The 21,177-nt window shown below is 39.1% G+C and carries 18 protein-coding genes; 1 reads left to right on the top strand and 17 read right to left on the bottom strand.

Features of this window, described 5'->3' with window-relative positions; genetic code table 11:
- Positions 1-4: 4 nt before the first annotated feature.
- From lacC to LC455_RS07520, 17 genes are all read right to left on the bottom strand, one after another.
- Positions 5-940 carry a tagatose-6-phosphate kinase gene (gene lacC / locus LC455_RS07600; protein WP_223589538.1) on the bottom strand — a complete coding sequence of 312 codons (936 nt, stop codon included), beginning with the start codon at positions 938-940 and terminating at the stop codon, positions 5-7.
- A complete protein-coding gene (gene nagA / locus LC455_RS07595) occupies positions 937-2,115 on the bottom strand; it encodes an N-acetylglucosamine-6-phosphate deacetylase (protein ID WP_223589536.1) in 1,179 nt (392 codons plus the stop codon). The genes lacC and nagA overlap by 4 nt, the downstream gene beginning before the upstream one ends.
- 51 nt (positions 2,116-2,166) lie before the next feature.
- Positions 2,167-3,333, bottom strand: coding sequence for an SIS domain-containing protein (locus LC455_RS07590; protein WP_223589535.1), 1,167 nt, complete (start codon positions 3,331-3,333; stop codon positions 2,167-2,169).
- Between the two features lie 25 nt (positions 3,334-3,358).
- Positions 3,359-4,258 carry an ROK family protein gene (locus tag LC455_RS07585; RefSeq protein ID WP_223589534.1) on the bottom strand — a complete coding sequence of 300 codons (900 nt, stop codon included), beginning with the start codon at positions 4,256-4,258 and terminating at the stop codon, positions 3,359-3,361.
- 176 nt (positions 4,259-4,434) lie between these two features.
- Positions 4,435-5,193 carry a carbohydrate ABC transporter permease gene (locus LC455_RS07580; RefSeq protein WP_223589853.1) on the bottom strand — a complete coding sequence of 253 codons (759 nt, stop codon included), beginning with the start codon at positions 5,191-5,193 and terminating at the stop codon, positions 4,435-4,437.
- Positions 5,194-5,282: 89 nt separating this feature from the next.
- Positions 5,283-6,203, bottom strand: coding sequence for a carbohydrate ABC transporter permease (locus tag LC455_RS07575; protein ID WP_440446385.1), 921 nt, complete (start codon positions 6,201-6,203; stop codon positions 5,283-5,285).
- 86 nt (positions 6,204-6,289) lie between these two features.
- Positions 6,290-7,543 carry an ABC transporter substrate-binding protein gene (locus LC455_RS07570; protein ID WP_223589531.1) on the bottom strand — a complete coding sequence of 418 codons (1,254 nt, stop codon included), beginning with the start codon at positions 7,541-7,543 and terminating at the stop codon, positions 6,290-6,292.
- A gap of 186 nt (positions 7,544-7,729) precedes the next feature.
- Positions 7,730-9,004: a Gfo/Idh/MocA family protein gene (locus LC455_RS07565; RefSeq protein WP_223589530.1), complete on the bottom strand. Its 1,275-nt coding sequence runs from the start codon at positions 9,002-9,004 to the stop codon at positions 7,730-7,732.
- Between the two features lie 93 nt (positions 9,005-9,097).
- Positions 9,098-10,147 (bottom strand): LacI family DNA-binding transcriptional regulator, encoded by a 1,050-nt coding sequence (locus LC455_RS07560; protein ID WP_223589528.1) that lies wholly within the window; start codon positions 10,145-10,147, stop codon positions 9,098-9,100.
- Between the two features lie 328 nt (positions 10,148-10,475).
- Entirely contained in the window at positions 10,476-11,207 is a 732-nt protein-coding gene (locus LC455_RS07555; protein WP_317851415.1) for a GntR family transcriptional regulator, read from the bottom strand.
- A 159-nt stretch (positions 11,208-11,366) separates the two neighbouring features.
- Entirely contained in the window at positions 11,367-11,537 is a 171-nt protein-coding gene (locus LC455_RS07545; RefSeq protein ID WP_223589527.1) for a hypothetical protein, read from the bottom strand.
- A gap of 249 nt (positions 11,538-11,786) precedes the next feature.
- On the bottom strand, positions 11,787-12,014 hold the full coding sequence (locus LC455_RS07540; RefSeq protein WP_223589525.1) for an aspartyl-phosphate phosphatase Spo0E family protein: 228 nt from the start codon (positions 12,012-12,014) through the stop codon (positions 11,787-11,789).
- Between the two features lie 577 nt (positions 12,015-12,591).
- Positions 12,592-12,723 (bottom strand): hypothetical protein, encoded by a 132-nt coding sequence (locus tag LC455_RS31335; protein ID WP_263297699.1) that lies wholly within the window; start codon positions 12,721-12,723, stop codon positions 12,592-12,594.
- A gap of 60 nt (positions 12,724-12,783) precedes the next feature.
- Positions 12,784-13,674, bottom strand: coding sequence for a LysR family transcriptional regulator (locus LC455_RS07535; RefSeq protein ID WP_223589523.1), 891 nt, complete (start codon positions 13,672-13,674; stop codon positions 12,784-12,786).
- Positions 13,675-14,434: 760 nt separating this feature from the next.
- Positions 14,435-16,519 carry a sigma-54 interaction domain-containing protein gene (locus tag LC455_RS07530; RefSeq protein WP_223589521.1) on the bottom strand — a complete coding sequence of 695 codons (2,085 nt, stop codon included), beginning with the start codon at positions 16,517-16,519 and terminating at the stop codon, positions 14,435-14,437.
- A gap of 235 nt (positions 16,520-16,754) precedes the next feature.
- A complete protein-coding gene (locus tag LC455_RS07525) occupies positions 16,755-17,879 on the bottom strand; it encodes a M20 family metallopeptidase (protein ID WP_223589520.1) in 1,125 nt (374 codons plus the stop codon).
- Positions 17,880-17,911: 32 nt separating this feature from the next.
- A complete protein-coding gene (locus tag LC455_RS07520) occupies positions 17,912-19,366 on the bottom strand; it encodes a YfcC family protein (RefSeq protein WP_223589518.1) in 1,455 nt (484 codons plus the stop codon).
- Between the two features lie 626 nt (positions 19,367-19,992).
- Between LC455_RS07520 and LC455_RS07515 the strand changes: the two genes are divergently transcribed.
- The gene (locus LC455_RS07515) at positions 19,993-20,880 is read left to right on the top strand and encodes a DMT family transporter (protein ID WP_223589517.1); all 888 of its coding nucleotides are present in this window, start codon (positions 19,993-19,995) and stop codon (positions 20,878-20,880) included.
- Positions 20,881-21,177 lie beyond the last annotated feature (297 nt).

Here is a 21,177-nt window from a genome sequence, read left to right as displayed (position 1 = left end):
TCTATTAATCTATTTTGATAACTTCTACCATTTCAAAAAATTGACCGAACTTCTTATGATCTATATAACCGGTTTCCGCCCCCATCGCATTGAGCATTCCCGTCGTCATTGCGGTTTTCAGGATGTCCGAAACGGGTTGCTTTCGTTTCAGGGCAAACGCTAATCCTGCAACAGCGGCATCACCGGAGCCAACAGGGTTCACGACGTTGATAGCAGGAATGGTAACCCGGTAAAAATCTCCACCATTCTTTATAAACGCGCCGGTCCCGCCCATCGAAACGACAATCCATTCAATTCCATGAAATAACTCATTTGTTAGCAATAGCTTTAAGCTGCTTATGCTCTCTTCCGCTTCTATGCCAAGAAGCTGGGATAACTCAGAGATATTCGGTTTGATAGCGAAAGGTTTTACATCATGAGTCAAAACTTGGCGGAGCGGCTCCCCTGATGTATCCACAATCACGGGAATTCCCTTCTCCCAGGAAATTTCAACCATCTGCCGGTAAAATCCAGATTCAAGCCCTTTCGGCAGGCTCCCCGAAAGGGTAACAAGGGAAACTTCGGACAGTAGTTCCCGATAAACTTTTAAAAAGTTGGCTCCTTCTTCCTCCGATAAGATTGGTCCGGATTCAAGGATTTCTGTCTGCTTGCCATCATGGAGGATCGCGATACAGTTTCTTGATTCTTGATTAATTTTAAAAAAATGATTCCTGATATCACTTTTCGTCAATTCCTGAATAATGTAATCGCCAATGGTTCCGCCAATTACTCCTGTCGCCAAAACATCCTCCCCCATCTGTTTGACGACTCTGGCCACATTTAATCCTTTTCCACCGGCGGTTTTACGAACATTTTCAACACGATTAACATCATCCAGCTTGAAATCATGAATAGGATAGGAAATATCAACGGAAGGATTCATCGTGACTGCTAAAATCATCGGACTCCCTCTTTTCCCATAAAGTTTTCAGCTTGAAACCGGCAAACACCATCAAGATACGTGGCCGTTAATTCAAGCTCAGGTGTCAGAACGATAAAATCGGCATCATATCCAGTCGCAATCATGCCGCATTCCCCATCGATCCCAACACTTTTAGCTGGCGCTGTACTGGCCATATAGATGGCTTCCTCGGGTGCCGCAATTCCCCAATCAACGGCATTTTTGACAGCCTCTTTTAATTGCAAAATACTTCCTGCTAAACTGCCAGTCTCCAACCGGGCAGCCCCGTTCTTCACCTCGACAGGGAATTCTCCGAGCTGATAGCGGCCTTCCGGCATACCGCCTGCCATCATGCAATCAGTTACCATAACCGTCTCCTTCCTGCCGCGGGCATTCATTAAAATATTAGCGGCAGCAGGATGAACATGGTGACCGTCACAAATGATTTCGGCAAACACTTCCGGCAGACTCATCGCGGCTCCAACCATACCTGGCTCACGATGATGCAGCCCGCTCATGCCATTAAATGTATGGACAAAAATCGAAGCACCCTTCTCGACAGCATCTTTCGCCACAGCATACGTCGCATCACTATGCGCCAGTGCCACCGTTACCTGATCGTTAACTGCATGTTCAATAAATTCCATTGCCCCTTTCCTTTCGGGAGCTAGTGCAATCTTTTTAATAAAATGATTGGAATACTTTTGCCACGATTCCAGCATTTCTATTGAAGGATCACAAAAATACTTTGTGTTTTGGGCACCTTTGTGTTTTTCTGTAAAAAATGGGCCTTCTAAAAAGATTCCTTTTATTTTGGCACCTTTCACTTTTGTATAATTTTTCCCAATCATCGCCACTACTTCGTTTAATAGATTGGGCGAAGAAGTTAGCGTGGTTGGCAAAAAAGAAGTCACGCCGCACGAAAGCAGCCCTTCAGAAATCTCCATCAAACCCTCAAGGTCGTTGTCCATGATATCGTGATTTTTAAAGCCATGAATGTGAGTGTCAACTAAACCAGGGGCAATCCATTTTCCCGCATAATCGATGACATCAGCCGATTCAGTCGGCAAGGTCACAAAAAAGGAACCAAACTTTCCCTTTGTGATTTCCAAATAACCGGGGCCTGACACCCCATCTTCAAGAAAAAATCTGTCTGCAAACACAAATTGCTCCATAGCTGCACCTCTGTTTAGGAATGGGAATCAGATGCATTCCTATCCCTTAATTTACTTGTATTCATGTATCGTTACACCCTGTACAACACGATTTACCGTTCCACTAGGTGAAGGGGTATCCGGTTTATTTCCTACCTTAATTGAAGATAAAAGAGCGAGCGTTTGTCCAACCATGACATACGGCAGTGATAAGTAGGCATCCGGTATGTTGCGGGCGTCGCTGTCGAATAAGAACGTATCACCAGCATAATTGGTCTCTCCGTCCACGGCGATTGCACAAATATAGCCGGCAATTTGATCCTGTCGCAATTCATTTAACATATCCAAATCATATTGGCGTGTATACGGTTGGTTCGAAACAAACACAAATACAATGGCTTTTTCGTTCACAAATGATTTAGGGCCATGGCGGAATCCAAGTGATGAATCGAAGGAAGTGGAAATTTTACCAGCAGTTAACTCCAAAATTTTTAATTGTGCCTCTCTTGCCAAGCCCTCAAAACCACCTGAGCCAAGATAAATAATCCTTTCAAAATCGGAAACAATCATTTTTTCAATATCTGCTCCCCTGTTAATTACACTTTCACCCATGCGGCGGATGGTTTCAACAATGGTCAATTTTTCTTCCACAGATATGGAATCAAAGATAAGCAGCGCTGTTAGGGTCATACAGGTATAGCTTCCTGTCATCGCAAAGCCTTGATCATTAGATCTTTCTGGCATCAATAGTAGGAGGTTGCTGTCATCCCCTATTGCCCGTTGTGCTAACTTTCCTTCCTTTGAGCAGGTGATGGTAATCTGGTAGAGGTCCGTTATCACTTGTTCTGCTAATTCCACTGCTGCAACGCTTTCCGGACTGTTACCGCTTCTCGCAAAGGAAATCAATAATGTTGGGATGTCTGCCTTTAAAAATTGGTAAGGATTTGACACAATTGCTGTTGTTGGAACACTTATCAGATTCCACTTTTTCTCATCGACTCTTTCTTTTAAATATGGGGTAATGGTGTCACCGACATACGCGGAAGTTCCGGCCCCTGTAAAAATGACCCGGATAGTATCGTGCTTTTCTGTCAGGTTCAGTAAAAATGCTTCAATTTCAAGTCTCTTCTTCGAATACAATGTAAATGTTTCGCCCCATAATTCAGGCTGCTGCTTGATTTCCTGCGTTGTAAATGATGCTCCCAATGGCATTAAATTTTCCATACTTAAAGTAAACAAATGGTGTCACTCCTCTTAAGATTTGTTAAATTCCTTCGAATACCCGTAACCCAGCACCAATCACTCCATTATTCTGCTTCATTGTGCTAATGGACATTTGACTTAAAAGATGCTGTTGTTCAGGGATTTGGAATAATTTTAATTTTTCTTTAATGATGTTAAGCAGAAAAGGATTGTTAGCGATCACACTGCCGCCGAAAACTACTTTATGAGGGTCTAGTAAACAGGAAATCGAATATAAACCCTGTATCCAATTGTCCGTTATTTCATCAATTATGGGTTGAAACCCGCGTGCCCCTTCGTTATAGCGTTCGAAGACATCCTTAGTCGACAGAGATGCCGTTTGCATTTCCTTTTGTGCTAATTTTTCGATTGCTGGTCCTGCAGATATATTTTCCAGCCGCTCTAATTCCTTCCCCGCCGAAAGAACAGGAATTAATCCAAGTTCTCCAGCAAATCCGGCCCCTCTTAAAAATGAACCATTATGAATAATAGAGCATGAGATGCCCGTACTTATCGTCACGTAGACAAACGTCTCATCACTTTTTGCCTGGGACGCCTTCCACTCGGCAAAAGCTGCCATATAAACATCATTGTCAATCGTAATGCGCTTGAGCCCAAATTGCTCCTGTAACCTGGCAGTGACAGGAAACTGGGCCCAAGGTATATTATTTTGAAAAATCGCAATGCCCTGTTGTCGATCCACCTTGCCCGGTACCCCTGCACCAATGCCTTCAATGTCCGCTAACGAATAAGTAGAATCTTCAAGAACTCCCTCTATCGCTTCTACCACTTTAGCAAACATCTTTTCTTTGTCAGAAGGATCACTATTTACCTCTGTACGTTTGAGTAATTCCCCTGTTTCAGAAATAATGCCCGCTGCAATCTTTGTCCCTCCAATATCAATACCAATTGCCTTTTTCAATTGTGCACCTCCAAACGTATATAGATGGGTTGTTGGTACAAGTTACATTTATTAAAAACTCATAGACTACAAGCTATGAGTTTTTATAAATGTCTTAAATTTAGTTTAAATTCTTGTCATTATTTATTGTATATCACCACAACTTGTTGGGTCAACCCTATATGGAATAATATTCTTTATTTTCCACCTGTTACAGCAATGCCTTGAATAAATTGCTTTTGCAGAATGATAAATAGAACCAGCATTGGCAGGATGGCCAAAAAGGAGCCTGCCATAAGGATTGGATAATTGGTTAAATATTGACCTTGGAGCGAGGACAATCCGACAGAAAGTGTCATCGATTCAGTGGAACTATTGACGATCATTGGCCACATTAATTCATTCCAGCTCCAAAGGGTAGTGAAAATACCCAATGCAACCAAACCTGGTTTGGCTAGTGGAAGCATAATCTTCCAATAAATTTGGAAATGGTTACAGCCATCGAGCCTGGCTGCCTCTTCCAGTTCTTTTGGAAGCCCCATAAAGAATTGACGGAGCAGAAATGTACCAAAGGCGCTAAACAAACCAGGGACAATAACTGCTTGCAATGTATTAAGCCAGCCTAATTTCACAATAATCATGTATTGCGGCAGCAAAAAAACTTGCCCAGGAACCATGAGAACTGATAATGCAATCATAAATAGAAAATTCCTGCCTGGAAATTCAATACGGGCAAAGGCATAGGCGGCCAAGGAACATAAAAACAGCTGCCCGGCGGTTCGTACGACTGTAACAATAAAAGTGTTATACATAAATTTGAAAAATGGCAGCAGCCCAAATACCTCTTTGTAGTTCCCCCATTTGAAATCCTCTGGGATAATAACAGGCGGTACATGAATCGACTCAGCATAGGTTTTTAATGAGGTTAGAATCATCCATAAAAAGGGCAGGACCATTGCCACTGAGCCCACAATTAGGATGAAATGGATAAAGAATGTCTTACTTTGTATAAGGTGCCTTGTTCTTTCCAATACTTCTCCCTCCTTTAGTCGTAATGAACCCATTTTTTCTGCAACATCATTTGAATCGCTGTAATTATCAGAATAACGATTAATAAGAGAACAGCGATGGCTGCTGCATATCCTTTATCGTTTAAGACGAATGCATGCTGATAAAATAAATAAACAATTGATTGGGTACTTTCTAACGCTGTACTGCCCTTTCCAATCATCATGAAAATTAGATCAAACACTTGGAATGCTCCTATTAAAGACATGATGCTTACAAAGAAAATAACCGGAGAGAGCAGCGGGAGTGTAATTTTAAAGAAAACCCTGATTGGTCCTGCCCCATCCATTTCCGCTGCTTCATAATAGGTCTTTGGAATTCCTTGCAGTCCTGAGAGGAAAATGACCATGTTATAACCGATCCCACTCCAGATGGCAACCACAATAATTGAATATAAGGCAATTTTCGGATCACTTACCCAATGCGGCCCTTTGATTCCGATTAAAGATAATAGGTAGTTTAGTAGTCCGTAATCAGAATTGAAAAGCCATTTCCAAACCATGGCGATGGCAGCCGGCATCGTGATGACAGGTAAAAAATATAATGTCCGGTAAACTGATTTACCCTTTATTTTTTGATTTAGGAGCACCGCAACCAAAATAGAAAGGAAAATCCCGATTGGGACCGTAAAGATAATATATATTCCTGTATTCTTAAACGATTTTAATAGATTGCTATCTTCAAGCATCCGCTTATAATTATCTATCCCTGTCCACTCATATTGTCCAAATGCTCCCCATTCAGTGAAACTAAAGTAAAAGGTCTGAATGATGGGCCACAAGTAAAAAATAAACAAGCCCAGCATGGTAGGAGCAATCATAAGATAGGCCCAAAAATAATCCGATCTTTTCCTTGTCTTTGTTAAGCTCGAAACCTTAAATTTGTTTTTCGCTTTCACTTCAACCTGTAGAGGAAGTTCCTTCACTGTATTCCCTCCTTATTAGAAAAAGAAGAGAAGAAACAATTTTCTCCTCTTCAATTTTTTTATTTCTTAGATAAAGCATCGTTTGCCTTTTTCGTTAGTTCCTTTACGGCATCTTCTACACTTTCTTCCTCACTCCAAGCCTTTTTAAGAACATCTGTTTCATACTGCCAAATTTCCCCTGTACTTTTCACACTTGGCAATGGGACAGAATATTCCACACCCTCAATAAAGGCTTTAAGGTTCAAAGTTGGAACAGATTGTAACCAAGCATCTTGGGTCCCATTAAAAGCAGGAATCACTGTTCCTGTTTTCGCATATATTTCCGCTGCTTCTTTTGAGCCTAAGAACTGAACAAACTTCCACGCAGCGTCTTTATGCTTTGTATTCGCAGCGATGACATTCGACAACCCATGAATCGCAACAGCACGTTGTTTTCCTTTTGGTACAACAGCAACGTTTAAATCAGGATTATTCTTATATTCCGGAACCATCCAAGGTCCATCAAACATCATCGCTATTTTTCCTGAAGAAAATAATTCGGATGCAGCCGTTTCTGTCATTTGAGCTTGTGTTGGAGATAGCCCTTCTTTAATAAAACTAATATTGTATTTAAGTGCCTCAATCGCCTCAGGCTGATCAAAACCAACAGACTTGCCATCGTCAGAAATAATATAACCGCCATTTTGCCATATGAAATCATAATAGCCGCCTTGATTGCCCATTAAAGCAGCATAACCCCATATACCTTTATCTTTATTTGTCAGCTTTTTGGCGACTTCCTTCAACTTATTCCAGTCCCACGTTTCGTCTGGATAAGGCACGCCTGCTTCATCAAAGATTTTTTTGTTATACCATAAGCCTGTTGTATCAAAGTCTTTAGGAATTCCATACACTTTTCCATTAACAGTATAAAGATCAATTAAAGATTTCGGATAATTATCTAAACTAAAGTTATCTTTCTTGGCAAGGTCACTAATCGGAAGAATTACCTTTCCGTCTGCATATTGTTCAACATGGGCACCATTCATCCACATAACGTCCGGCAAGGCACCCCCGGTGGCAGCAGTTTCGAGCTTCTGGAAATATTGACCATATGGAGTCAATTCTGTTTTCACCTTAATGTTCGGATATTTTTCGTTAAATAGCTTAACTATTTCTTCTACGGCAGGGACTTGCTTTTTATCCCAGAACCCATAGGTGATTTCCACTTTGTCATCTTTGCCATTACCTGAAGTTGTATTGCTATTACTACATCCGGCTAACCCTAGTAATCCTAAAATTACTGTTAAAAGCATGATAAACCACTTTTTCATCTTGTTTCCCTTCCTTCTATTAATTGTTTAGTAGATTTCTAACAACGAAATAATGACCTGTTACCCTTTGATAACCCCTACAATTTTTTCAATTTTATTACAATCACTATAACCATGTGTGGAACCTATTTTTTTAGCGATTACCACCTCCCTAAATAAAATAGTTTTTAATATTAGGAGATTACTTTAACTTTTTATATTTCCTACTAAACTAGTGAAATAATCATCAATTTTAATCGATTGTCCCTGATTGAGCCTGGATTCTTCAGCAGCAAATGCCATTAGGTGACTTCTTACAGAGGCAAAAGCCGAAGAAACACTTTCCTGTTTATTTCCATATTGAATCTCTCTTAGGAAGGTTCTCATGATGCCGCTATCTCCGCCGCCATGCCCCCCAATGGGATTATCAAACTTAATGACCGTTTCCTGTTTTGTGAGAAAATCAAAGATGGAGATGCTGTTTTCTTCCATATTTCCACGTATTTCTCCTTTTGTTCCCATGATTTGAACAATGCGGGTTTGTTCCCTTGTAAAGCCGCACATGCTGAATGTTGCTGTTGCCCCGCCCTCAAATTCCATATTGACCACTTGGTGATCAACCACATCATTATCTGAGCGATACACGCATTTTCCATAAGGCGTTTCATTTAATGCCTTTATGATTCCTTCATTGCTATCATCTTCAGTAAATTTCTTTGCCCATGCTTTGCCTTCCCCAAGATAATATCTACCAGCGTGAAACGGACATACGAGCTCTGCTGGGCAACCCTCTAAACATCTTTTCGGCGCTCCAACAGGTGCATTTTCTTCCTTAAAATGCATGAGCGAACCATATGAGCTAACACGTTTACAATCTTTGCCGATCACAAACGAAATAATATCCATGTCATGACAAGATTTCTGAAGTATCATCGGGCTGGTTCTTTGCTTATTATTCCAATTACCACGGACAAAGCTGTGGGACATATGCATGACTTCCACATTTTCGTTTAGTTGAAGCGATACGACCTCTCCAATTTCCCCTTTGGAGATAATCTTTTTAATAGTTGCCCAAAATTCTGTATATCTTAGTACATGGCATATGGTCAGCTGTCGATTATACTTTTTAGCAGCGCGTTCCATCATAATGCATTCCGCTGGATCTGGAGACATAGGTTTTTCTAACAGAACATGATAGCCTAATTCCAATGCTTTCATCGTCGGCTTAAAATGATTTTGGTCAAGTGTACAGATAATGGCAATATCCGCTATTTTTGTTTCTTGATTCAATACCTCTTCCCATGATTCATAACAATTTTTATCGGATATTTTATGGGCTTGTTGAAGTCTGTTTCTTCTTTCTCCATTTGGCTCCGCCACACTAATTATCTTTAATTCATTAGGATACTCTAAAGCATAAGGCGCATAGGCTCTTGCTCCTCTGTCACCTGCTCCAATTAAAATAGCCGTCAGTGGTTTCATGATAACTCTCCTATCTTCATCAATATTTCGTTTTCCGAATTTTTTCCCGTTTTAATCCAAACGTTTTCCAAGCGTTGATTAAAAAAGAACCAATTAGGTTCGTTTTATGTTTGAGGACTCACGAATGACTAATTCAAACGGCAGGATTATTTTTATCGGAAGTTTTACTTCCTCTTCTACCATTTCCATAATCGTTTTAGCCGCCATTCTTCCCATTTCATATTTTGGGATTTCTACCGTTGAAAGCTGCGGGGATGAATATTTCCCCATTTCCAGATTATCTACGCCAAAGAAGGCAATGTCCTCAGGGATTCTAAGATGATTTTCGATGACTGCCCTGATTGCAGCAATAGCCATTAAATCACTTGCGCAAACCATTGCGGACGGCAAATGCAACGGCTCCCTTTTGAGCAGTTTTTTCATTTGCTCATAGCTGGTTGACATTTTCCACTTTGTATTAATAACCCATTCAGGTTGTATTGATAGTCCTGCTTCTTCCATGGCTAGCTGAAAACCTTTAAAACGATGTTCTGCAGACAAATCTTCAATGGCAGGATCAACACCCCCACCAATAAACCCTATGTCCCGGTGTCCTTGTTTCATTAAATACTGGACCACTGTTTTCATGGCAGCCTTACGGTCATAGTCTACGATTGCCATATTTTTATCTGAATAATAAAAGTCCAGCCCTACTACAGGGATTTGCTGCTGAATATATTCGATTAGACTATCATCAATTTTATCAATCAGGAGCAGTCCTTCAATCCCTAAATCATGAATCGTCTTAAGAAGCAATACCTCGTTTTCAATTTCATCCTTGGTAATACTAATAAGGGTATAATCTTTATTTGCTAATGTATCACGAATACCTGTATAAATTGTTGCAAAATAGGGGTTGGTTTCTGCTGATTTTGGATTGGCTACCCAGCCGATTTTCATAGTTCTTGTCTTACTCTTTTCTTGATTGTTGGTTACTAAACTTCGAGCATGCTGATTGGGTATATAACCTAACTCCTTTACAGCCTCCCAAATTTTCGCTTTCGTTTCGGGATGAACGTTTCTGGTCTGATCATTTTGAATCACTCTTGATACAGTAGAAATGGAAACACCAACATATTCCGCAATATCCTTTAATCTTGCCACTAATAAAACACCTCTTAGGTTGAACTTAAGCGCTTTCTCTAATAGGATACCAAATTTTTATCCCATTTCGGAAATTCCTTTTAAATTTTTTAAATGTTTTGTAAAAAGAGGTTGTCCTTTCATCAATTTAAACGATGGGTTGATGGTACAAGATTTTTTTAAAAAATAGCTGACTCTTTTGACCGAAAATTATAACTAATTTGAATATAACTTCTTTATGATTAACCTGTCAACCCATCAACTTAAATTTAAGTGAAATTTCATTGGTTTGTTGGTATAAGTTGACCTAAAAAAAACTCATAGCGAGAATGCTATGAGTCATATTTGATTAGCTTAGTTCGGTGTAGAAGCGGCAACGATCACCACGTACAATGGATATACAAAATTCCACAGGAACCCCATTAACATCAAAGGCAGTTCTTTCAAGAAGGAGTGCCGGACGACCTTCCTCTGTTTGCAGATATACACTTTCGTCACTACGAATGAGAACAGGTTCAAATGCCTCTTTTGCTCTGGTTACCATAATATTAAATTGTTGTGAAAATAGATCATATAAAGAAATTTCGCCTACCTTTTTTAGCTGCTCCATATCTGAAACTACGTGTTTCGGAATGAAAGATGATTCCAAAATATATGGCTCATCATTGGCACAGCGAAGGCGTTTCATTTCAATGACATTCTCATCATTCTCCAGCTGCAGTGCTTCCTTAATTTTGGCAGTTGGTTTGACTTCTTCTATTTTCAAAATGATATCCTTAGGATTCAATCCTTTTTCTTTTAATACTTTGCTAAAACTGTAAAATCCCATCAATGACTGCTGCAATTTCGGTTTTGCGACGAAGGTTCCTTTTCCTTGAATTCGGTACAGTATTCCTTCCTGTACAAGCTCCTCAATCGCTTTTTTAGCCGTGTTACGGCTGACACTAAATTGGTCCATTAATTGATTTTCCGAAGGGATTTTATCTCCCGGAGTCCAATGTCCCTTTTCAATCGAATCCTTTAACCTTTCCATCAATTGGTGATATAGCGGAATTAAACTTTCATGCTGCAATGGTTTCATTTTACTAAACCTGCCTCCAAACCATACTAACATTCTTTTAATAACCTAAATTATATCACCAACACTTGTGGAGTCAACCCAACAACCTGGTTCTTTTCAGAATAGTTTCTACCAAACTATAATAATTATAGTCTCCGCAAAATCAACTTTAATTAAGTTTTATAAAGTGATTTTCACTAATATTTTTCTATTTAATTCACTGATACTTTTGTTTTTTTCCTCAATAACGTGAATCATTTCCTCAATAATATTGTTTAACGTCATTTGGCTAGTATCTTTTCCCAGAATAATAGAAGTTTTATACTGTAACCTTTTTTCTTTCTCACTCACAAAAATACCTCCATTTTTAAAATGCTAATAAGCGTTTTGCTACTTTCATTTAATTCCAAGTACAGTTCCGATTCCGCCAGTTGTGAAGACCCCACCAACTACGCAAGCTGCGGTTGATTCCAACTCAATTTCCCCACAATCACAATGGATTTTTTGCATCCGGTTTCGATAATATAAGGTTAATAGTTTATATTTCCAATAAAACTATTAAATACGACACACCCAATATAAAGATTAATGTGATGCTTTTCACACAAAACAACTGCTGTATAATCGCTTTACACCTTGATATTTTAACCCTATACTAACAACTGCATGCATTTGTATATTGATCAACTTATCAAGATCTTGACTGCATTTGATAGTTATTTTATCTGCAAATCCATAAGTCATTCCTAGTTCAATCAATTCATTCCGTTTGTTCTCTATACACTCTTGTAATTCTCTTAATTGACTTGTAAAGTCTGTCGATAGCATGGTTCCTTCTCACCTCATATATTTTATGTGCTAATAGAATCAGCCAATTTTGTAAAATAATAAGAGGTAGCGTCAAGATTTTGTGGATTTACAACGTAAAGGTTAGAATATCTGATTTGTCAGCATCCGTAGTTAGTTTCAATAGAGTAACCCTAACGGGATGTTATATATTCTGGTATAGAAAGGTTTCAAATGTCCCATACAACTTTTTTCAAAATACCTTAGCGTGGTAATTATGCATTTGCCTGACTACATCCCTCTTAGTATTTGAATATAATAGATCAGATGAGTTTCTCATCTAATCTATAATAATTACAGACCTAATTTATTGTTTCACCACAACCAAATAATTAATATAAGTTGCTTTTCATTCGTGTTCTTGACTGCTGCAGCTTATATTAAAACTTTAAGTTTTTATAAAGTTTTTGTAAAATTAAGAAACATTATGGTAACCATAACATTATTTTATTGATCCTGGATTTTTATCTACGGTTATTACACGCAGTCTGGCAACATAAGAAAAAGTTCGAGTAATAGTATCAATATGTTTAAGAGTTAGAGACCCATTGCAACTGTTTTAAAGTTTTTGAACCAGATCCTCCTGAAGCAGTAAGGCATACTTTCTTAAAGTGGATTCCTTGATTCGTAATAGAGTGCAGTCATCACTATGGTTTAATATGTCCCTGTTGCCTACTGTTCTACCTGCCACAAAGTTACCTCCCCATTAAAAACGGTGTTATATCACTACTAACAGAATATCGTTCGGCTTTTACTCCATAGTAGGAATTCTATTCCAAATTTTTTGGATTACATCAATAAAAGATTGAATTGTTACTACGTTTTCCTTTTCTTTTAACGTAATGATAGAGGTGTTTACTTTTACTTTGTTCTCAGTAACTAGGATCGGAACTAAATCACCATTGCTAATTTCTTTTTTTATGTAGGTACTGATTAACAACGCTACCCCAATATTAATTAATACGGCCTTTTTGATCGCATCTAAGCTTCCAAATTCTATTACGTTTTGTAATGAAAGTTTCGATTGTATCAAATATTTATTTATTATCGTTTCAAAATATTCTCCAGCTTGATATTTAATAAAAGGAAAATTCGTCAGTAATTGGTCTTCCGGGTACCTAGCATATAAATCTTTTGAAACCACTAGAACCATGTCTTCCTCTGCAATCATAATGTTTGTAATTCCATTTTTACTTAGCTCGCCCGAAATAATCCCTATATCGTATTTGTTTGATTCGATCCCTTTTATAACTTCATCGCTATTACAAGAAATCACCTTAATCTGTACATGGGGATATAACTTCTGGTACTCAGAAATGACATAAGGAAAACACTTCGCACAATACCCTTCACTAGCGGCAACCGTAATATTGCCATAAGAATTTGAAAGATCGGAGAAAGATGATTCAATCTCCTCCACTATGGAAAATAGCTGATCTGTATATGTTCTTAGGATTTCACCTGCAGGCGTCAAAAAGTTCTTCTTTCCTATTCGTATAAATAGCTGTTGTTTCAATTCTTGTTCGAGCGTCTGAAGTTGTGCAGTTACAGCAGGTTGAGTGAAGTTTAACTGCTGAGCAGCCTTTGTAAAATTTAAGTACTCTGCCGCGAATTTGAAAGTTTTAAGATGTCTTAATTCCATAATAGCTACTCTCCATCTATCAAATTTTTTGGACTGGTGAATAATAGTATCGTGCTGTATCTCAATTAAATAATGTTATAGTTACCCATAATGTCTGATGATTTTTACAATAAGCTCTCTCAACAAAGTGAGTTTCTTTCCCATAGAAAAGAGCAGCCGGCATAATTTTCTCGATCGTTCCAGAATAGATGTAATGTTTTTCATCTGCTGCTTTCTGTGAGAAAGACGGTTCACTATTTAAAAACATTTTATAAACTTGCTCCTCCTCTATCCTTTGTAGATTTTTTCCTCATTTTTTTATTGGCTCCTCAATAAGCCATCCACCTCATTTCATTGTGTTATAAAGTTCAGCAGTTACAATATTTTATTAAGCAAGAATCATACCAATTTTAATTACTACTAATAATCTAGTAAATGCTGATCTTCAGTCAATTTTTAGGGTGTTTTATCGGTTAATGAAACACCTAAAAAATAACCATTACTATTTTTTGAACAAGGTTCTTAGAACAGATTAAATCTTCTCTTCGAAAAGATTTGGTCCAATGAAAGTATTTGAAAGTGAGGTACTCATGCTAAGATATTTACATGATGGTAAAAAAAAAGCATTACCGTTATTCAGTAATGCTCCATTTTATGGAAGGTCATTAATCCATTTTTATTAAAGAAAGAATCCATTTTGAAAAAAGATTTCATCAAAAGGGATTCTTCGTTAGTAATTGCAGATTGTGTTTTAAAAATAAATTTCTTTTCAATTAATTATTTACTCCTTGATCCATTGTAAAACCTGTATTCCCGTAGGAGTAATCGTTGTACCTTGCTTCTTGACACCTACTTCGACACATCTACACCGTTGGAGGATCGATAGTTTATTGCGAATTTGAGCTTCGGATAAAGGACGGGAGATCAATGAGCATAAAACGGTCCGTCCCACTCGCTCCTGGCGTTTACTGAAATTCCACAGGATTGTCAATATATCCTCATAATCCATTAGGGAACCGTGACGTGACAAGAATTGAAGGATTTCCTCTCTTTCCACGGTTTCCCCTCCGTCTGCCGGACCGTGAGGGCGTGACAAGATACCGTTGCTATTCAATATACGATCAGGAATATGTTGTAATTTCACTGTATCTCCTTCTACAATTACCTTCAGATACTTAATGAAATTTTCCAACTCCCGAATATTACCTGGCCAGCTGTAATTTAAAAGAACATTTTTTACTTCAGGTGTAAATCGCAGTTTTCGCCCATTATCATGAAGGAAATTGTCAATGAGGATAAAAAGATCCTCTTGCCGTTCTCTAAGATTTGGGATATTTAACGGCAAAACATTGAGTCTATAGTACAAATCTTCCCGAAAAGCACCCTTTGACACCATACTATTCAGGTTTCGGTTCGTGGCAGCGATCACCCTGACATTGATGGGAATTACGCGATTTCCTCCTACCCGCATCACTTGCCGCTCTTGGAGCACACGCAGCAAGGCTGCCTGAATACTGAGAGGAGCATCCCCAATTTCATCCAGAAAAATGGTTCCATTATGAGCCAATTCGAATAGCCCCATTTTCCCTCCTTTTTTAGCTCCTGTGAAAGAGCCCTCTTCGTATCCAAACAATTCACTTTCTGCCAAACTTTCTGTAAGGCCGGCAAAATTGACCGGGACGAATGGGCCATCCCGCCGGGTGGAATATTTATGAATCGCTTGGGCAAATACTTCCTTGCCCGTACCGTTTTCTCCTGTGATCAATACGGTAAAATCACTTTCTGCCAGTCTGACAGCAACCTTTTTCGTAGAGGTGATGGACCCGCTTACACCGATAATATTTTCAAAAGAATATTTTGTCGTTAATCCCAGACGGCTGTTTTTTTTGCGGATTTCCTGTTCAATTCGTTGAACAATCGTGACGTCTTGAAACGTAACAACGACGCCCATCAAATGCCCGTCCAGCATCATGGGAACTTTGGTAACCAGAAGAACTTTGTTCCGTATCTCCAATAATTGATTGGACTCCTCCGCGTGGGATTGAAAAATCTGATTCAGGTTAAACTCAGGGATTACATCCCAGCACGTCTTTCCAAGACAATTCTCTGCAGACAGGCTGAGTATTTTCTCGGCTTCTTCATTAAAAACCGTAATATATCCCCATTCATCCATACTGATAATTCCTTCATGAACAGCATTAAATATGGATTCCAGCTTTTGATTTAACCGCTTTTCATTGTTTACGGAATTGGCTAAATTTCTTCCAAGGCGGACAAAATCACGGAAAAACTCCGCTGTATAGAAATGCGCATTTTCTATAGGAAGATTCAATTGTTGAGCAATATCATAAATCGTTGTCAAATCGATCGGGCGTATGCCCAAATCAATCACTTTACCAATCGTCTCCGGGACAAGTTCTTTTAATCCATGAGTTACCGCCACATCGATATCCTCAAGTACAGGCCGGATTTCCGCTGTCTGCGGAACATATGGAATAAAGTGCAAATGATCAAATCCCAGGCGATTCAAAAGCTCGATGGCATCTACAATCGTGTCCATACTGTTCGAGACAAATAGACATTGGGTTCCCGGAGCCAAATCCATCAGTTGCTCGAGCTTTGGCAAATGAACGGTTCTTCTGGCAAACAGGGCCCGCTCATGTAGTAGTTTCGGTAAACGATCCAATATACTTTCGGAGGAAACTAGAATCAGTTCACACTTATCCACTAATTGGCTATCCAGCTCCCCGTGCTCATGAACGATATAAATCTGAATATTGGTACCGAAGAACATCCTCAGGTTAGTCTCAAAGGTTTGTGCTAGCTTTTCCCCTCTTGTTAGCAGTAAAATACTTGGTCTCTCCATTTTTCTCTCCTTTTAAAACCCCTTTTTTAGGGTAATAATAACCTAAACACAAGCCTATAACTATACCTAAATAATTCCTATTGGATTATTTCAAGGGAACGAGACGGCTATTAGAGGAAGTTTTTTATCCCGATTGGAAAATTTGTTTGTTTTTCACGCTTTTTCTAAATTAAACTTTCCTATGCGAAAAAAATGCAAGCACCAAACGGGCACTTGCATTTTTGTTTATTTAAAATTATAGCTTACGTAGAAGGTGGGTAATCAGGGCTGCCCTAACGGGAAGTTGATCGATTTCAATATGCTCATTTTCGGCATGGTTACCTTCTCCCACTGGACCTAACCCATCTAGCGTAGGAATGCCTAATACGGAAGTGAAATTCCCATCACTGCCTCCACCCACTGATTCCTCAGTCAAGTGAAACCCTAATTCAGATGAACATGTTTTTGCCAGATTAAACAATTTTTCATTTTGAGCTGTTCTTTCCATAGGCGGGCGGGTAATTCCACCTGCAACTTGTAAGGATATCCCTTTTAGATGCGGCTTTAGCCCATAAATGATTTTCGAAACACGTTCCGCCTCCCGGAACTGGCTGATTCGCAGATCCACAGCCAGTTCCGCTTGTTCTGCTACCACATTTTCGACGGTCCCTCCTCTTACCGCGCCAACATTTAGAGTTGTATCCAACTTATAATCAGTAAGTGAGTGTAAGAATAAAATCTGATGAGCCATTTCCTGTACCGCGCTGATTCCATCCTGGTGATTTTGCCCTGAATGCGCTGCTTTTCCTTTAATCTGGATCGAAAACCTGCCAACTCCTTTTCGGGCTGTTTTAAGTGCACCTGTATGTGGCGCTGCCGGCTCCGGAACGAGAACAGCCTGGCTCTTTAAAGCTTCCCGTTCGATTAATGCCCTAGATGTTTTGCTTCCAACCTCTTCATCGCTTGTACATAAGAAAACGATTTTCTTGTTTAAGGAAATCCCCAACTCACGGCAAGCTTTCAGCGCCCAAAGAGCCTGGATAATTCCTCCTTTCATATCCAGGATGCCCGGCCCATACGCCTTGTTTCCTTCTACACGGTAGGAAAGCCTTCCTACCTCCTGGACAGTGTCAAAATGGCCTATGATTAAGATTTGGGCATCGCCTTTCCCATAACTAAACCGCAGGTGATTCCCCGCATGCTCCTGAGGAATCACTTCCGCCTCAACGTCAAGATGCTTCTTAAACAGCTGTTGAATCACTTCTCCACATTGATCTACCCGTACTTTTGAATGTGAAGGCGACTCAGCCAGTACAAGTGTTTTTAGATCCTCTAGGATCTCTTCTTGGTGTTGCTTAAAGTATTCTAGTACTTTATCCATATTTGAAATCCCCTATATTTATCGTTTATTTCTTAGTAAGGTCCCCAGTTGATCATCATGCCGATAATGATGAAAATTAATCCGAGAACAAACCAAACTGCCGTTAATGGAAGCATGAACTTCAGCCATTTTCCATAGGAGATGCCGCTCATTGCTAGTACACCCATTAGCACGCCGGATGTCGGATTGATGGTATTTACTACTCCTTCCCCAAGCATAACCGTCTGGACAGCTACTTGACGCGTAATATGCAGCAAATCCGCCAAAGGGACAAGAATCGGCATCAACACGGTGGATTCCCCGGAACCGGAAGAAATCAAAAAGTGCAGAGCCGCACTTCCGATATACATTCCAATTGAAGCGGCAATCGGAGACAACGGTTCAAGGAGATGGACCAACGCATTGACGATGGTGTCTAATATCTTTGCATCATTAAGGATTAAGCCCACTGCTCTGGCCATCCCCACAATGAGAGCTCCATAGACCATTTGTTTACAGCCTTGAATAAATGTCAATGCAATGTCATTTGCACTCATTCGCGCGATTAAACCAGCGCCGATGGCAATAAAAATGAAAAGACCAGCCATTTCATTTTCCGTCCATTTAAATATCTGAGAGAAAATAATAAAACCTAGCAAAGATAATCCCGCAAACGATAAGATTAGCTTTTGCTGCAAGGAAACCTTTACCGTAGTCTCTACTTCGGTACCTATCATTGCAGTCTCAGAAGTGAACGATTCTGGGCCAAGGATGCTCTTGGTCGGGTCCTTTCGAATTTTACGTGCATACAAATATACATATAAAAGAGTTCCACCGAGAAATGTTAGGTAGATAATGATCCGGTAGCCTATTCCCGAGAAAAGCGGAAGCTCGGCAATACGCTGGGATAGTCCAAGCGTTTGAGGAGCAAAAACAGGTACGTTCCAACCAGCATAAGTTCCTAAATAGATAAGGGAAACGCCGAAAATAGCATCCAATTTCAATCCACGAGCGATAAATAATCCTAATGGTATGAAAGCGATTACTGAATTGACCACAATTCCAGTCGTTCCCAAAGCAGACAATATGAATCCTACAGGTATAATTAAAAACAGCAAGCGATGCCTGAAACGAGTAAGGGTGGACTTTAGAAACGCATCTATCGCACCTGATTTTTCAATGACAGCTAAGGCTCCGCTTGTAAATAGGATAAGGAAAATAAGCGGTGCGCCCATTACCATTCCGTTTTGGATTTTAGTAAAGAAGTCTACGAAACCAGTGGGATGTGAATGAACAAAATGAAAACTTCCAGGTACCGTTAAGGTAATGTCTCCTTTTATTATCCTTTTAAATTCACCTGCCGGTAAAATGTATGTGACAATAGCGCAGATCAATGCAACAAAAAATAATAGAACATAAGCGTCAGGCTGTACGAATCTTCTTTTCTTCTCTACTCTCTCCTGATCAGCTGTCTTTTCAACTGCTGCCTCTTTCCAAATGGATTGCATTTAGTATCCTCCAATTCCGAATTTCTTTTTTCATCTTGCGCCTCCTCTATCCTTTGGAGTTTTTTACCTCATTATTTTGATTGGCTCCACTATAAGTCGTCCACCTCATTTCATTGTGTTATAAAATTCTGAAGTTACAGCTTTTTATAAAGCAAGAATCATGCCAATTTTAATTACTACAAATAATCTATTAAATGCTAATCTTTAGTCAATTTTAAGGTTGTTTTATTGGTTATTAGTTAACCTAAAATATAACCATTATTATTTTGAACAAGGTTCTTAGAAAAGATTTGGTCTAATGGTTGAAAGTAAGGTACTCTTGCTGAAAATGCGGTTTCCTATTTTGAAAATTAAAAAGACGATTCTCCTACTTTAAGGGCAGAAGAACCGTCTTTTGTATTTATTTTCCCCAGGCTGCTCCTTTATTAGCAAAAAATAATTTAGCACTTTTTGAACTAACCCCCTGTCTGTTTAAGTACAAACCTTCACAATGTCTTTAATCTAGTAAAAGCAGCCGATCATGTTCATGCTTAAGTTATTTCAATAATCCGAGAAAAAAAAAGTTTGCTTCAATATTTATTGAACGCTAAAATGATTAATAGTTTATAAAGAACGAGGAAATAGAGATGAAATTGCAATTAAAAGCAGATTTAGCGCTACTAATGATTACGTTTTTTTGGGGTGCATCCATCCTACTTACAAAGATTGGCCTCAATCATATTCAAGAATATAATTTAATTGCATTACGTTTTCTGATTGCCTTTTTTATTTCAGGCATCGTATTTTTCAAGCATTTAATCAAAATCGATTTCAAAACGGTCAAATATGCATTTATATTAGCTTCGATTTTGTTTCTCATTTATATTTGTGCTACGTTTGGCACAAAGTATACATCGGTTTCGAATGCCGGATTCTTAATGAGTCTGACTGTCATATTCATCCCCGTACTAGAATTTGTATATTTTAAGAAAAGACCCGAAAAAAGAGTAGTGGTCGGAATCCTGTTGACCATAGTGGGAATCAGCTTATTGACATTGAACAGCGAATTAAGGATCGGTTTTGGGGATGTGTTATGCATTTTATGTGCCTTTTTCTATGCCGTTTATATCCTTGTGACGGGCGCGATGACTAAGCATGCCGATTCCATTTCACTTGGGGTTCTACAACTAGGTTTTGTTGGATTGTTCGCCTTTGTTGTTTCCATGTTTATGGAAACACCCAAACTTCCCGATACGAATGAATCATGGTTTGCAATCCTCGTTTTAAGCATATTTTGCACTGCAATCACGTTCATTGTTCAAATCATAGCCCAGCAGTATACCAGCCCTACACATACAGGTCTTATTTTTACGTTAGAGCCGGTGTTTTCGGCAGGCTTTGCCTTTGTTTTCACAGGAGAAACGCTGGAACTTAAAGGTTACCTTGGGGCAACACTTATTTTATTGAGTGTATTAATTGCTGAACTCGATTTTAAGAGTTTATTAAAACAAATTAATTACAGCAAAAATATGTAGTAAATCATTTGCTGCTATTCCCTATTGAAATGCAAGTTTGTCTCAAACCTCTATGGCTTAGCAGCTACCACCACGAATGAAAATGTTTTAGGCCTGCAGCCCAGCTAATTATGGACAATAATGAATTTAGCTGGTGATGGCGATATGGTCCTCCCCCAAGTAATGAGGTTTCATATAACTTTGAACCTCCTGCCAATTGGGTTTATGCATATTTTTTTCGGATCTTGCCAACCACCAACAACAGCAAGGGAATCCCAATCATGTAGACGGGAAATGCAATTGGAATCACGATCATTC

It is taken from the genome of Neobacillus bataviensis (genome assembly GCF_019969725.1).
Note: the sequence above shows the minus strand (reverse complement) of the source record. Positions and strands in the feature narration are given on the sequence as shown.

Bases quoted from the DNA above. Each gene is read 5' to 3' on its own strand.
- lacC (WP_223589538.1), bottom strand. From the start codon at position 940: ATGATTTTAGCAGTCACGATGAATCCTTCCGTTGATATTTCCTATCCT.
- nagA (WP_223589536.1), bottom strand. From the start codon at position 2,115: ATGGAGCAATTTGTGTTTGCAGACAGATTTTTTCTTGAAGATGGGGTG.
- LC455_RS07580 (WP_223589853.1), bottom strand. From the start codon at position 5,193: ATGGTCCTGCCCTTTTTATGGATGATTCTAACCTCATTAAAAACCTAT.
- LC455_RS07570 (WP_223589531.1), bottom strand. From the start codon at position 7,543: ATGAAAAAGTGGTTTATCATGCTTTTAACAGTAATTTTAGGATTACTA.
- LC455_RS07565 (WP_223589530.1), bottom strand. From the start codon at position 9,004: ATGAAACCACTGACGGCTATTTTAATTGGAGCAGGTGACAGAGGAGCA.
- LC455_RS07555 (WP_317851415.1), bottom strand. From the start codon at position 11,207: ATGAAACCATTGCAGCATGAAAGTTTAATTCCGCTATATCACCAATTG.
- LC455_RS07540 (WP_223589525.1), bottom strand. From the start codon at position 12,014: ATGCTATCGACAGACTTTACAAGTCAATTAAGAGAATTACAAGAGTGT.
- LC455_RS07535 (WP_223589523.1), bottom strand. From the start codon at position 13,674: ATGGAATTAAGACATCTTAAAACTTTCAAATTCGCGGCAGAGTACTTA.
- LC455_RS07530 (WP_223589521.1), bottom strand. From the start codon at position 16,519: ATGGAGAGACCAAGTATTTTACTGCTAACAAGAGGGGAAAAGCTAGCA.
- LC455_RS07525 (WP_223589520.1), bottom strand. From the start codon at position 17,879: ATGGATAAAGTACTAGAATACTTTAAGCAACACCAAGAAGAGATCCTA.
- LC455_RS07520 (WP_223589518.1), bottom strand. From the start codon at position 19,366: ATGCAATCCATTTGGAAAGAGGCAGCAGTTGAAAAGACAGCTGATCAG.
- LC455_RS07515 (WP_223589517.1), top strand. From the start codon at position 19,993: ATGAAATTGCAATTAAAAGCAGATTTAGCGCTACTAATGATTACGTTT.